8 protein-coding genes are annotated in these 13480 nt (G+C 64.9%); 2 read left to right on the top strand and 6 right to left on the bottom strand.

Features of this window, described 5'->3' with window-relative positions; genetic code table 11:
* Positions 1-101 precede the first annotated feature (101 nt).
* The 3 genes from DCG74_RS17230 to DCG74_RS17220 form a co-directional block, all read right to left on the bottom strand.
* On the bottom strand, positions 102-3218 hold the full coding sequence (locus tag DCG74_RS17230) for an efflux RND transporter permease subunit (RefSeq protein WP_172784148.1): 3117 nt from the start codon (positions 3216-3218) through the stop codon (positions 102-104).
* A 29-nt stretch (positions 3219-3247) separates the two neighbouring features.
* Positions 3248-4498, bottom strand: coding sequence for an efflux RND transporter periplasmic adaptor subunit (locus DCG74_RS17225; RefSeq protein ID WP_172784147.1), 1251 nt, complete (start codon positions 4496-4498; stop codon positions 3248-3250).
* A gap of 145 nt (positions 4499-4643) precedes the next feature.
* On the bottom strand, positions 4644-6044 hold the full coding sequence (locus tag DCG74_RS17220; RefSeq protein ID WP_172784146.1) for a CoA transferase: 1401 nt from the start codon (positions 6042-6044) through the stop codon (positions 4644-4646).
* 137 nt (positions 6045-6181) lie between these two features.
* Here DCG74_RS17220 and DCG74_RS17215 point away from each other — a divergent pair, with 137 nt between their 5' ends.
* Positions 6182-6469, top strand: coding sequence for a hypothetical protein (locus tag DCG74_RS17215; protein ID WP_057027154.1), 288 nt, complete (start codon positions 6182-6184; stop codon positions 6467-6469).
* A 173-nt stretch (positions 6470-6642) separates the two neighbouring features.
* Positions 6643-7413, top strand: coding sequence for an SDR family NAD(P)-dependent oxidoreductase (locus tag DCG74_RS17210; protein WP_172784145.1), 771 nt, complete (start codon positions 6643-6645; stop codon positions 7411-7413).
* A 264-nt stretch (positions 7414-7677) separates the two neighbouring features.
* Here DCG74_RS17210 and DCG74_RS17205 read toward each other — a convergent pair whose 3' ends face one another.
* From DCG74_RS17205 to DCG74_RS17195, 3 genes are read right to left on the bottom strand one after another with little or no spacing between them, the layout of a single operon-like run.
* Positions 7678-11157, bottom strand: a complete 3480-nt coding sequence (locus DCG74_RS17205) for an error-prone DNA polymerase (RefSeq protein WP_172784144.1) — start codon at positions 11155-11157, stop codon at positions 7678-7680.
* Positions 11154-12749, bottom strand: a complete 1596-nt coding sequence (locus DCG74_RS17200; protein ID WP_172784143.1) for a DNA polymerase Y family protein — start codon at positions 12747-12749, stop codon at positions 11154-11156. The genes DCG74_RS17205 and DCG74_RS17200 overlap by 4 nt, the downstream gene beginning before the upstream one ends.
* Positions 12646-13434: an ImuA family protein gene (locus DCG74_RS17195; RefSeq protein WP_172784142.1), complete on the bottom strand. Its 789-nt coding sequence runs from the start codon at positions 13432-13434 to the stop codon at positions 12646-12648. Before DCG74_RS17195 ends, DCG74_RS17200 begins: the two co-directional genes overlap by 104 nt.
* Between the last annotated feature and the right edge of the window lie 46 nt (positions 13435-13480).

The following is a 13480-nucleotide window of genomic DNA, read 5'->3' as shown; positions in this document are numbered from 1 at the left end:
GCCTCGACCCCGTCGATCTTACCCTCTCTGCCAGATCGCCGGCCGGAAAGCGCAAGAAGATCCTGGTCGACAATCCGGCGCGGCTCTACGGGTTCTGACGATCAGCGCGCGCGGCGGGAAAAGAAGGAGATCAGGACCGGCAAGGTCACCAGGATCACGACCGGCGCCAGCATCATGCCGGTGACGACGACGACCGCGAGCGGCTTCTGCACCTGCGAGCCGATGCCTTCCGACAGCGCCGCCGGAAGAAGGCCGACGCCTGCGACGACGCAGGTCATCAGCACGGGCCGGAGCTGCAGCTCGCCGGTGCGCACCACCGCGCTCATGCGGTCCATGCCCTCTTCGATCAGCTGGTTGAACTGCGACAGGATGATGATGCCGTCCATCACGGCGATGCCGAACAGCGCGATGAAGCCGATCGCCGCCGAGACGCTGAATGCGGTGCCCGAGATCAAGAGGCCCAGCACGCCGCCGAAGATCGCCATCGGGATCACGCTCATCGCGAGCAGCGTGTCCGTCATCGAACCGAAGTTGAACCAGAGCAGCACGCCTATCAGTGCCAGCGAGATCGGCACCACGATCGAGAGCCGCCGGATCGCGTCCTGGAGATTGCCGAACTCGCCGACCCATTCCATGTGCGAGCCCGGCGGCAGCTGCACCTGCGCGGCGATCTTGTCCTGCGCCTCGCGGATCGCGCTGCCGAGATCGCGTTCGCGCACCGAGAACTTGATCGGCAGATAACGCTCCTGCTGCTCGCGATAGATGTAGGCGGCGCCGGAGACGAGGCTGATGGTCGCGACCTCGCTCAAGGGGATCTGCGTGACGGTGCCGTTCGGCCCGGGCGCGCCGATCCGCAAGTTCTGGATCGCCTCGGCGCTGCGGCGATATTCCGGCGCGAGGCGGACGATGATCGGGAAGTGGCGGTCGCTTCCGGGCTCATAGAGATCGCCGGCGGTGTCGCCGCCGATCGCGACCTTGATGGTGGCGTTGATGTCGCCCGGCGCAAGGCCGTAACGCGCGGCCTTGGCGCGGTCGATGTCGATCTGAACGGTCGGCTGCCCGAGCGAGGTGAACACCGCGAGGTCGGTGACGCCCTGCACGGTCGACAGCACCTGCTTGATCTTGTTGGCGGTGTCGGTGAGCGCCTGGAGGTCGCTGCCGAACAGCTTGATCGAGTTCTCGCCCTTCACGCCGGAGACGGCTTCGGAGACGTTGTCCTGGAGATATTGCGAGAAATTGAACTCGACGCCGGGGAAGCGATCGTCGAGCTGCTTGAGCAATTGCGCGGTCAGCTCCTCCTTGTCGCGGGTACCTGGCCACTGGCTCACGGGCTTGAGCGGCGCGAAGAACTCGGCGTTGAAGAAGCCGGCGGCGTCGGTGCCGTCGTCGGGACGACCATGTTGCGACACCACGGATTCCACCTCGGGCCGGGCCCGGATCACCTTGCGCATCTCGTTGACGTAGCTGTTGCCTTCCTGGAGCGAGATGGTCGGCGGCAGCGTGGCACGGATCCAGAGATTGCCCTCCTCCAGCTTCGGCAGGAATTCGAGGCCGAGCAGCCGGGCGAGTGCGACCGTCATCAGCACGAGGCCGACCGCACCGCCGAGGACGATGCTGCGATTGGCGACCGCCCAATTCAGCAACGGCGAGTACAGCCGGTGCAGGATCAGCATCACCTTCGTCTCGGTCTCCTCGACATGCGCGGGCAGGATGATGGCGGACAGCGCGGGCGTGACGGTGAAGGTGGCAAGGAGGCCGCCGGCCAGCGCGTAGGCATAGGTGCGCGCCATCGGGCCGAAGATGTTGCCCTCGACGCCTGACAGCGTGAACAGCGGCAGGAAGGCCGCGATGATGATCGCGGCGGCGAAGAAGATCGATCGCGAGACGTCGGCGGCCGCGCTGAGGATGGCATGGCTCTTCATGCCGAACAGCGTTTCGGGCGACATATGCTCGGATTCCGACATCGGTGTCGTTTGCGTCAGGCGGCGGAAGATCGCCTCAACCATGATGACGGTGGCATCGACGATGAGGCCGAAATCGATCGCGCCGACCGACAGGAGGTTGGCCGATTCCCCGCGCAGCACCAGGATGATGACGGCGAAGAACAGCGCGAACGGGATGGTGGCGCCGACGATCAGCGCGCTGCGGAGATCGCCGAGGAAGATCCACTGCAACAGCACGATCAGCAGGATGCCGATCACCATGTTGTGCAGCACGGTGTGGGTGGTGAGCTCGATCAGGTCGCCGCGGTCGTAGATGCGCTCGATGCGCACGCCGGGCGGCAGGATGCTGGAGTTGTTGATCTGCTGGACGAGTTCGTGGACGCGCTTGATGGTCGGCGAGCTCTGCTCGCCGCGCCGCATCAGCACGATGCCCTGCACGATGTCGTCGGAATCGTCGAGGCCGGCAATGCCGAGACGTGGCTTCTGGCCGACCGTGACGGTGGCGACGTCCTTGACCAGCACCGGATTGCCGCCTGTCTGCGCCACCATGGTGTTGGCGAGGTCGTCGATCGAGCGGATCAGGCCGACGCCGCGCACCACGGCGGATTGCTGGCCGATATTGACGGTGTTGCCGCCGACATTGACGTTGGAATTGCCGACCGCCTGGAGCAGTTGCGGCAGCGTCAGGCCGTTGGCGACCAGCTTGTTGAAGTCGACCTGAATCTCGTAGGTCTTGCTCCTGCCGCCCCAGCCGGTGACGTCGATCACGCCTGGCACCGCGCGGAAGCGGCGCTGCAGCATCCAGTCCTGGATGGTCTTGAGGTCGAGCACGCTGTAGTTCGGCGGGCCGACGAGACGATAGCGGAAGATCTCGCCGATCGGGCTGAGCGGCGAGATCTGCGGCTGGACGTTGCCGGGCAGCGGCGCGAGCTGCGCCAGGCGATTCAGCACCTGCTGCAGCGCCTCGTCATAGGTATAGGCGAAGGAGAACTGGATTTTGACGTCGGACAGACCGTAGAGCGAGATGGTGCGGATGGTCGTGATGTTCTTCAGGCCCGCTACCTGGGTCTCGATCGGGATCGTGATGTAGCGCTCGATCTCCTCCGCCGACAGCCCCGGGCTCTGCGTCACGATGTCGACCATCGGCGGGGTCGGATCGGGATAGGCCTCGATGTTGAGCCGGTTGAACGCGATCAGACCGCCGATCAGCACGGCGGCGAACATGCCGACCATCAGGAAACGCCGGTTGACGGCTAGGGCAACGAGACGATCCATTCAGGTCTTCAATTTTCTTGGGTCGTCGATCAGCTGCCGGACGCCGCGCGGTCGATGAACAGACTGCCTTTGGTGACGATCTGCTCGCCGGGCTTCAGATTACTGGTGACCTCGACGAGATTGCCGTTGATGAGACCGGTCTTGATCTGGCGCAGCTCGACCGACTTGTCCTCACGCGCGACCCAGAGGCGGACCTTGTCGGCCTCGTAGATCAGCGCCTGCTTCGGCACCGCCGGCGCGGCGCGGTCGCCGGCCGAATAGATCGTGACGTTCGCGAACATTTCCGGCTTGAGCAGCCCGTCCTTGTTGTCGATCGTGGCGCGGACCAACAGGCGGCGGGTGGCGGGGTCGATCGCGGCGGCAACGTAATTGATCTTGGCGCTGAACGGACGGCCCGGCAGCGCCATCACGTTGACGGTGATGTCCTGCCCGATGCACACCGCGGCCGCATCGCTCTCGCGCACGAAGGCGGTGAGCCAGACCGTGGAAAGGTCGCCGACCACGAAGACCGGATCGCTCGCACCGGAATTGACGTATTGGCCCGGGCCGATCTTGCGCTGCACGACCGTGCCGGAGATCGGCGAATAGATCGTGATCTCCCGGTCAATGACGCCTTTTTCCTGGAACGTCCTGATCGCCTCGTCGGTGAAGCCGAGGATGCGCAGCTTGTTGCGCGCGGCTTCCAGCGCCGTCACAGAAGAGCGCATGTCGTTGCGCGCCTGCACCTGGGCCGCTTCCGCCTGCTGGTAATCCTTCAGCGGAATGGCATGGCCCTCGTAGAGGTCCTTGGCGCGCTTGAACTGGATGTCGGAAAGCTCGAGCGCCGACTTCGCCTTGTTCTGCGAAGTCATCGCCGCGATGAAATCGTTCTGGGCCTGCACGGTCTCGGCGGCCTCGATCGTAAACAGCGGTTGACCTTGCTTCAGCGTCTCGCCCGGCTTTGCGAGCAGCTTGGTGACACGGCCTGCATAGGGCGAGAACACCGGGGTCGAGCGGTCCTCGTCGACTGCGACCTTGCCCTCGGTGACATACTCGGCGCGGAAGCTCCTGGCGGCGACCGGCTCGATCGTCAGCGTCGCCCATTCGGACGGCGTCGGCGTGAAGGTCTGCGCATTCCTGCGCGACTGGCTGGAGATTTCGGAGTGCTTCTTTTCCTTCGCCCCCGAAGAGAAGAAGCCGTACGCTCCGGCACCGGCGCCGGCGAGAGCTAGTAAAACTACGGATGCGATCACCCGTTGTTTTGTAAGCACCTGCAATCGCTTGGTATTCTCAACTACCATGGGGCCCGGTCGTGTCTGCGACGATCTCGGCAAATGACGGCCTGATCGGTCGCGCTAATAGTGCCGAATTGGGAGTTCAAACAACCTAAAAAACGCCTCGCCCCTATCCGTTTGCGTTAAAATTTTGCGACACGTCAGCTTCATGTCAGCTTCGCGCCGGCCAGTGCGCCGGATGACTGCCGAGCGGCATCGCCGGACGGCTCCATTGCGCCGGCGTCTTCGACAGCAGTGCGGAATGCTGCACCGCCTTCAAGGTGCCGAAGCCAGATTGCATGCGTTCTATGAACGCAGCATGTACGGCCTCTCCCGTAGTATCCGGGGTATTCAATCCGCCCTCGAGCCGGCCGAGATTCCACAGCCAGCGCCCCGTCTGCGCCAGCGATACGCGCACGTGCCAGCTGCCGCCTTCGCGCACCTGGCGTGCCTTGGCCATCATCGCGCCGAACGCCATCAGATAGCCGGTGGCGTGGTCGAGCATCTGTGCCGGCAATTCCTTGGGGCCATCGATGCCGGCGGCCTGGCCTTCGGCATGGTTGAAGCCCGTCGTGGTCTGCACCAGGGAGTCGAAGCCGCGCCGCTCGGCCCAGGGGCCGGCGTGGCCATAGGCCGACAGCGTGACATAGACGATGCCGGGATTGATCTGCGCTGCGTGCTCCGGCGCAAAGCCGAGCGCGGCGAGCGCGCGCGGACGATAGCCTTGCGAGAAGATGTCGGCGTCCTTCAACAGCCCGCGCAGCTGCGCCCTGCCGGCCTCGCTCTTCAGTTCGATGAAGGTGGTGAGCTTGCCGCGGCCGGTGTCGATGGTGAGCCAGTCGATCGCGGGCAGATCCGGTCCTGATACCAGCAGCACGTCCGCACCGTGCGCAGCGAGCGTGCGGCCGGCGACGGGACCTGCGATGACGCGGGAGAGATCGAGCACGCGAAGACCTGAGAGCGGACGATCGCCTTTTGGCCACGGCTTTGGCGGCGCCTCGCCGATCTTCTCGATCGAGAGCAGCGGCAACTCGGCGAGCGCGCGCGCCTGCGGGTGCGCGGACCATTCGTCGTAGGACCGCATCAAGGCGACGACGCCGCCCGCGGCATAGGCCGCGCTTTCGAAATCCTCGCCCTTCCACTGCATCAATGCGGCCTGTACTTTCTCGCGCTCGGGCTCGCAGTCGAGCACCTTGCAGACGGCGTCGCGGTGATGCGGAAAGTTGGTGTGGCAGCGAACGAAACGGCCATCGCCGGTTCTGTAGACGCCGGCGATGGCGTCCCAGGCCGGTGGCGGTGGCTTGTCGTCGCGGCGCAGATAACGCTCGGAACGGCATTCGGCGACGGCATGGCGCATGTCGACGGAGACGTCCTGCGCCTCGCCGCTGCGCAGCTTCCATATCTCGGCGGCGGCAAGGCCGGCCGCCGCGATCGTGGTCTGGCCGGCGACGGCAACGCGAAACGAGGACGGGATTTGCGGCTCCTCGCCGGTCAGCCGCACGCGGCCGAGCGCGGCCTGATCGCCACCTGCGGAGGTCCAGATATCCTTGAGAATATCGGCGGGGCTTTGCATGGCCACTTCTCTCCCTTGCAGTTGAGCATGATCTCCGCGCAAGCGCGTTCCGCGTTTGTCGCGTCGGAAAACCGCTGCACATTCTTCCGGATCATGCTGTAGTTTCGCGACCATCCATCAGCACATAAGGGAATGCAATGGCCGCCATCGATCCCCTCATCGCAGGTGCCGTGTTCATCGCGACAGCGGCCACCGATGCCGTCTATGTCATGTTCACCTCGGCCGTGATCGCGCGCAAGCGCATCCCCGCCGCGAACTGGAGCGCGGTCTGGTACCTGCTCTCCTCCTACGCCGTGATCAGCTACACCGAGAACGCCTTCTATGTCGCCTTCGCCGCGATCGGCTCCTGGGCCGGCGCCTATGCCTCGCTGACCTTCCTGCACCGCCCGCCCGGTGGCCCGCCGGTGGGGGCTGCGCCGGAGTGAGGAGTCCCGCGTCTCTCCGCGTCATTGCGAGGAGCCCTTGCGACGAAGCAATCCAGACTGTTTCTGCGGATGCAATCTGGATTGCTTCGCTGCGCTCGCAATGACGACGTGGGGGCTTCTGGGCGTCTCTCGAAACAGCTACAGTCCCTGCGACCACCAAAAAGGAGCCAACAATGGATCTCGGTCTCAAGGGCAAGAACGCCGTCGTGCTCGGCGGCACGCGCGGCATCGGGCGGGCGATTGCGGCGACGCTGGCCGGTGAAGGTGCCAATGTCGCGGTGTGCGCGCGCAACGCCGATCAAGTTGCGGCAACCGTCGCGGAGTTGAAGGCGAGCGGCATCAACGCCACCGGCGGCACGGTCGACGTCACCGACGGCGCGGCGCTGAAAAGCTGGATCGAGACGGCTGGAAAAGCGCTCGGCGGCATCGACTTGCTGTTTTCCAATGCCGGCGCAATGGCGCAAGGGCACGATCCCGCATCCTGGGAGCAGAATTTCCGGCTCGACGTGCTCGGCGCCGTGCACGCCTTCGATGCCGCCCGGACGTTCCTCGAGGCAAGCGGCGCCGAAGGCGGCGATGCGGCCTTCGTGATCGTCTCGTCGATCGCCGCGGCGCAGGCGGACGCGGCCGGCTCCTACGGCCCGATCAAGGCCGCGCTGATCCACATGGCCAAGGGACTGGCGCGGCAATACGCGAAGAAGAAGATCCGCGTGAATGTCGTGTCGCCCGGCACCGTCTATTTCAAGGGCGGCGTCTGGGAGACGATCGAGAAGAACATGCCGGAGCGGTACCAGGACGCGATGAAGCGCAATCCGACCGGCCGCATGGCGACGCCGCAGGAGATCGCGAACGCGGCGGTGTTTCTGGCAAGCCCGGTGTCGGGATTCACCACGGGTTCGAATCTCGTCGTGGATGGTGCGATCTCGAACCGGGTGAATTTTTGAGGGGCGGCATCATCATCGACGAACTTGGAGGGTGGGCAAAGCGAAGCGTGCCCACCGCTTTCGCGACGAGATCCCAGAAGGTGGGCACGGCGCTTACGCGCCTTTGCCCACCCTACGGCAGCTGAGAGTGTGGCGCGCGATCGCCGTCAGCAAACTCGTCATTGCGAGCGTAGCGAAGCAATCCAGCATCTTTCCGCGGGGACAGTCTGGATTGCTTCGCTGCGCTCGCAATGACGGCGTGGTGGGCAGCCCGCCTTACGACGCTCAATGAAAATCCCGCGACGGCGGCAGGATGCGGACGTTGCGGGGGTGGCGGATTTTTTGCGCTGGGCTATCCGCGAGGGCGCGGGGGTCTTCGTTGAGCGGCTCGACGACGGTGGCCCCTGCCGGCACCGGATGCTTGCGGCTTAGCGCATCGTTGGACAATCCGACCAGATCGTGCGAGCGGTCGACCATGCGCTGGGCGATCAGATGCGTCACCTTCTCCGGGCTGCTCTGGATGTAGCCCTCGACCAGGATGAGCCTCGCGCCCATCACTTCTTTGCGGTACTGCTCCATGACCTTGGGCCACACCACGACATTGGCGATGCCGGTTTCGTCCTCCAGCGTCATGAACACGACGCCGCTGGCGCTGCCCGGGCGTTGCCGGACCAGCACCACGCCGGCGCAGCGGACACGGCGCCGCTCGTTCTCATGGCTGATCTCCTTGCAGGCGACGATACGCTCGCGCGTCAACATCTCGCGCAAGAATTCCATCGGGTGGCCCTTCAGCGACAGCCTGATGGTCTGATAGTCCGCGACCACCTGCTCGGCGCGCGGCATCACCGGCAGCGGTTTTGCGCCTTCGTCCGGCTGCTCGCGCGCGGTCGCCGCCTCGAACAGCGGCAGCGGCACGTCGTCGGGCAGCCGCCGCACCTGCCACAGCGCTTCGCGGCGATCGAGCCCGAGCGAGCGGAACGCATCGGCATCCGCCAAGAGGATCAGCGCGCGCTTGGGCAGCCCGGTGTCGCGGGCGAAATCTTCCAGCGAGGTGAAGGGACGGCGGTTGCGCGCGGCGACGATGCGATTGGCCCAATCGGGCACTCTCTCCACGTCGTCATTCCGGGGCGCGCCTCTTGGCGCGAGCTCTGGTGCGCAATTGCGCACCTTAGAATCCATACTCCCGATCGTGGTTATGGATTCCGGGCTCGATGCTGACGCGTCGCCCCGGAATGACCGCTGGGAGCGCTTCAGCCTCTCCTCGTCCTCGTCCAGCCAGTGGAATCCATCGATCTGGCGGAAGCCGAGGCGCACGGCACAGTATTTGCCATCCGTATTTTCCAGCGTGTTCTGCGCAAAGCTGTAGGACACGTCGATGTCGCGCACCTCGACGCCGTTCTTGCGGGCATCGCCGACGATCTGCGCCGGCGCATAAAAGCCCATCGGCTGCGAGTTCAACAGACCGCAGCAGAAGGCGTCGGGATGATAGTGCTTCAGCCACGACGAAATGTAGACCAGCTGTGCAAAGCTCGCGGCATGGCTCTCCGGAAAGCCGTAGGAGCCAAATCCCTTGATCTGGTCAAAACAGCTTTTGGCGAAATTGGGATCGTAGCCGCGGGCGACCATGTTGCCGATCAGCTTCTCCTCGTACTGGCCGATGGTGCCGACGTTGCGGAAGGTCGCCATCGAGCGGCGCAGGCCGTTGGCTTCCTCGGAGGTGAAGTGCGCGGCCTCGATCGCAATGCGCATCGCCTGCTCCTGGAACAGCGGAACACCGAGCGTCTTGTGCAGCACCTTGTAAAGCTCGTCCTTGTCACCATGGTCCGGCGACGGAGACGGATAGCTCACCTTTTCCAGCCCGTTCCGCCGCCTTAAGTAGGGATGCACCATGTCGCCCTGGATCGGCCCGGGGCGAACGATCGCGACCTCGATGACGAGATCGTAGAAGGTGCGCGGCTTCAGCCGCGGCAGCATGTTCATCTGCGCGCGGCTCTCGACCTGGAACACGCCAAGCGATTCCCCGCGGCACAGCATGTCGTAGACGTTGGGATCGTCTTGGGGAACGCTCGCAAGCACAAAACGCTCGCCCTTGTGCTGGTCGATGAGATCGAAACATTTCCTGATGCAGGTCAGCATGCCCAGCGCGAGCACGTCGACCTTCATCATATGAAGCGCGTCAACGTCGTCCTTGTCCCATTCGATGAAGGTGCGGTCGTCCATCGCGGCATTGCCGATCGGCACATAGGTGTCGAGCCGGTCCTGGGTCAGCACATAGCCACCGACATGCTGGGACAGGTGACGCGGGAATTCGATCAGCTCGGTCGCAAGCTCGACCGCGAGGTTGATCATGGGATTGTCGGGATCGAGCCCGGCCTGGCGGACCTGCATGTCATTGAGGCCTTTGCCCCAGCTGCCCCAGACGGTGTCGGCGAGCGCGGCGGTGACGTCCTCGGTCAGGCCCAGCGCCTTGCCGACGTCGCGGATGGCGCTGCGCGGGCGATAATGAATGACGGTGGCGATGATCGCGGCGCGGTGGCGGCCGTAGCGCCGATAGACATATTGCATCACCTCCTCGCGGCGCGAATGCTCGAAATCGACGTCGATATCGGGCGGCTCCAGCCGCTCCTTGGAGATGAAGCGTTCGAACAACAGATCGACCTTGGTCGGGTCGACCGAGGTGACGCCGAGCACGTAACACACGGCCGAGTTCGCTGCCGAACCGCGGCCCTGGCACAAAATGTTCTGGCTGCGCGCGTAGTGGACGATGTCGTGCACGGTGAGGAAGTAATGCGCGTATTTCAGCTCGGCGATCAGCGCGAGCTCTTTGTTCAAGGTCGCGCGCAGCTTGTCGTCGATCTTGCCGCCGAAATATTTGTCGACGCCCGCCCAGGTCAGGTCCTCCAGATGCCCCTGCGCGGTCTTGCCCGGCGGCACCGGCTCGTCGGGATATTGGTACTTGAGCTGATCTAGCGAGAACTCGATTGCGTCCGCAAAGCGCATGGTCTCTGCGATCGCCTCGGGAAAATCGCGGAACAGCCGCGCCATTTCGCGCGGCGTCTTCAGGAAGCGCTCGGCATTGGCTTCGAGCTTCCGTCCAATCGCCTCGATCGTGGTCTTTTCCCGGATGCAGGTCAGCACGTCCTGAAGCGGACGGCGGCGAGGATCGTGATACAGCACCTCGTTGGTCGCGAGCAGCGGCACCTTGGCCTTTGCGGCGAGATCATCGAGCCGCGAGAGGCGCCGCCTGTCGTCGCCGCGATAGAGCAGGCTCGCCGCCAGCCACACGCCCTCGGCACGGCTATCCCTAAGCTTTGCGAGAACATCCAGCGCCTGCGCCGGCTCGAAACGATGCGGCAGCGTCAGGATCAGGAGCTGGCCTTGCGAGAATTCCAGGAGATCGGCGAAGGTGAGACGGCACTCGCCTTTCTCGATCCGCGTGATGTCGTCGCCGCGCTTGCCCCTCGTGAGGAGCTGACACAGCCGGCCATAGGCGGCGCGATCGCGTGGATAGACCAGGATGTCGGGCGTGCCATCCATGAAGACGATGCGGGCGCCGATCAACAGTTTCGGCTTGTGCAGCACCTCGTCATTGTCGAGCTCGTTCCAGGCACGCACCACGCCGGCGAGCGTGTTGTGGTCGGCGATGCCGATCACCGGAATTCCCAGAGCGCTGGCCTGATGCACATAGGCACGCGGATCCGAGCCGCCGCGCAGGAAGGAGAAGTTGGTGGTGATGCCAATCTCGGCATAGCTGAGCGTATTCATGCGAAGAGACCGTGCACATACCAGCCGGGAGACGCAGGCTTGCCGTCACCGTCGAACACCTCGCCTTCATAGAGACCGTCGCGAAAGATCCAGAAGCGCAGGCCCTCGGCATCCTCGATGCGGAAATAATCCCGCGTCAGCTGCTTGCCGTCCTGCCGCCACCATTCCATCGCGATGCGCTCGGGGCCCTCCACCCGCACCACCGCATGCAGCGCGCGGCGCCAGGTGAATTGATGCGGCGGGCCATCGGGCACGGTCGCGAACGGCACCTTGATCGGCTCCGGCTTGTCGAACAGCCGCAAGGGACGCAGCGGCGGCTCGCTCTCGGTACGAACAGGCCATTCCGCCTGCATGGCAGCCGCGAGATGATGCTGCGCCGATGCGGCCAGCACCGCGCTTTCGGGGATGTGGGTATCCTGCGGCAGGTGCACGACGACGCGTTTTCCCCCGATGCGCGCGGCGATGCGGTCGATCAGCGCGGCGAGTTCGTCATTGTCGTGGACATGGGCATCGAGATCGCGCTGCTCCTGCACCACGGTCTCGGTGCGGCTCGCCGACAACCGCACCATGTCGAAGCCGAAGCCGGGATCGAGGGGATCTGCGATTGCATCGAGCCGCTCGCGGAACAGGCGGTCGATCACGGCGCTTCGCGTCACGGGACGTCCGGTTTCGACCGTGATCGTGCGCACCACGCCATCGGTGCGGAAGAATGCCGCTTCAAGTCGCCGTGCGCCTTTGCCCTGCTTCTCCATGGACGTAACAAGCGTGTCGGCCAGCCGCGACAGCGTCATCGCGATCATGGTGTCGGTCGCGATCGGCTCGGCAAAGCGTTTTTCCACGATGTAATCGGGCAGCGGTTTTCGCGGGCTGATCGGCGCATCGCCCTGCCCCAGCGCATGGGCGAGCAGCGTGGAGAAGCGCGCGCCGAACCGCGCCGTGATTTCGGAGGCGCTGCGCGATGCGACATCGCCGATGGTCTTCAGCCCGGCGCGGCGCAGGCCGGTGGTGATGGCTTCACCTGCACCGAGCGCGGAGACTGGAAACGACCTGATCGCCTCCGCCTCGCCGCCATCGGCAACGATGGTGCCGGATGCCTGCCGCGTCAGCGTGCGGGCGCAGATCGAGGTGCCGGCGATCGCCGCGCTGACGGCAAAGCCTTGCCGGCAGAGCGCGCGGACTAATGTCCGCAACAGCGCCGCCTCGCCGCCGAACAGATGCGCGCAGCCGGTGATGTCAAGAAACAGCCCGTGCGGCGCATCGAGCGCCACCAGCGGCGTGAAACGGTCGCACCAATCGGCGATATCGCTGAGCGTCTTGGCATCGGCGACAGGGTCGGCGTCGAACACACGCAGGTCCGGACACATCGCCCGCGCATTGGCGAGCGGCTGGCCGATATACAGGCCGAGGCGCTCGGCGGCCTCGTCCAGCGCATGGATCACCAGCGCATTGTTGTCCTTGATGACGACGATATCAGGCTCATGATTGGCCTTACCCAGCCCGGCGCTGCTGAAGAACCGCTGGATCCTGTCGATGGGCAGGCGCGGCAGCCACAGGCTGAGGATACGTCGACGGTTCACTGAACTGGCACTCATCACAATTCCATTCCATGATCCACCGGCCGCACGGGCCATGACGATTGCGCAAGAGTTCGGCATCGAACACCGGCGCGCCCCAGGCTCTCCACACCGAGCCCGGCGGCGAATGCGCCGCCCGCAGCATCCATCGTGTTTCCGCGGTCGAAGGCAGCGGCTGCGCCGCCATCCGCAGCAAGAGGCCGGTAACGCCCGAGCCTTGCGCGGCGAGCGTCAACTTGCGGCTTGCCACGAGATCGAACTGTCTGGTCTCGCCCCACAACTCGAGCACGACGGCGCCCAGCGCATCGCAGGCGAGCGCATCGGCCGAGGTGCGCAACGCGCTCTCGACATCGGCCGCGCGCACCATCACGACACGGCGCGGATCGAGGCCGAGTTCGGCAAGCCCGCTCATCGACAGCGCACCGGCTTCGAGCTCCGAAAAATCCTGTCGCACCCACAGCAGCGGCCGACGCGCGCTCACGCGTCCCGCAAGCCCCATGACAAAGCCCGTCGCGGCCGCGCCCTGGCGCCCCTCGCAAAACACCTCGTGGATCGCCGCGCGCGCGAGCCCGCCCTTCAGCGCGCTGTCGGCCTCGCTGTGGCCGAGCGCGACGCGATCGTGTTGATGCACGACCTCCGCCGTCTCGATGCGCTCGATCTGGCTGCGCAAGGTCGCAAGCGCGCTGATGCGTGCGCCGCTCATGCTCGCCGCTCCTTCAGGAATTGGTGCCGTGGTCTTCAAAAGAAGA

The organism is Bradyrhizobium sp. WBAH42, assembly GCF_024585265.1.
GTDB lineage: Bacteria > Pseudomonadota > Alphaproteobacteria > Rhizobiales > Xanthobacteraceae > Bradyrhizobium.
The sequence above is the reverse complement of the archived record's forward strand: the minus strand, read 5'-3'. Positions and strand labels throughout refer to the sequence as shown.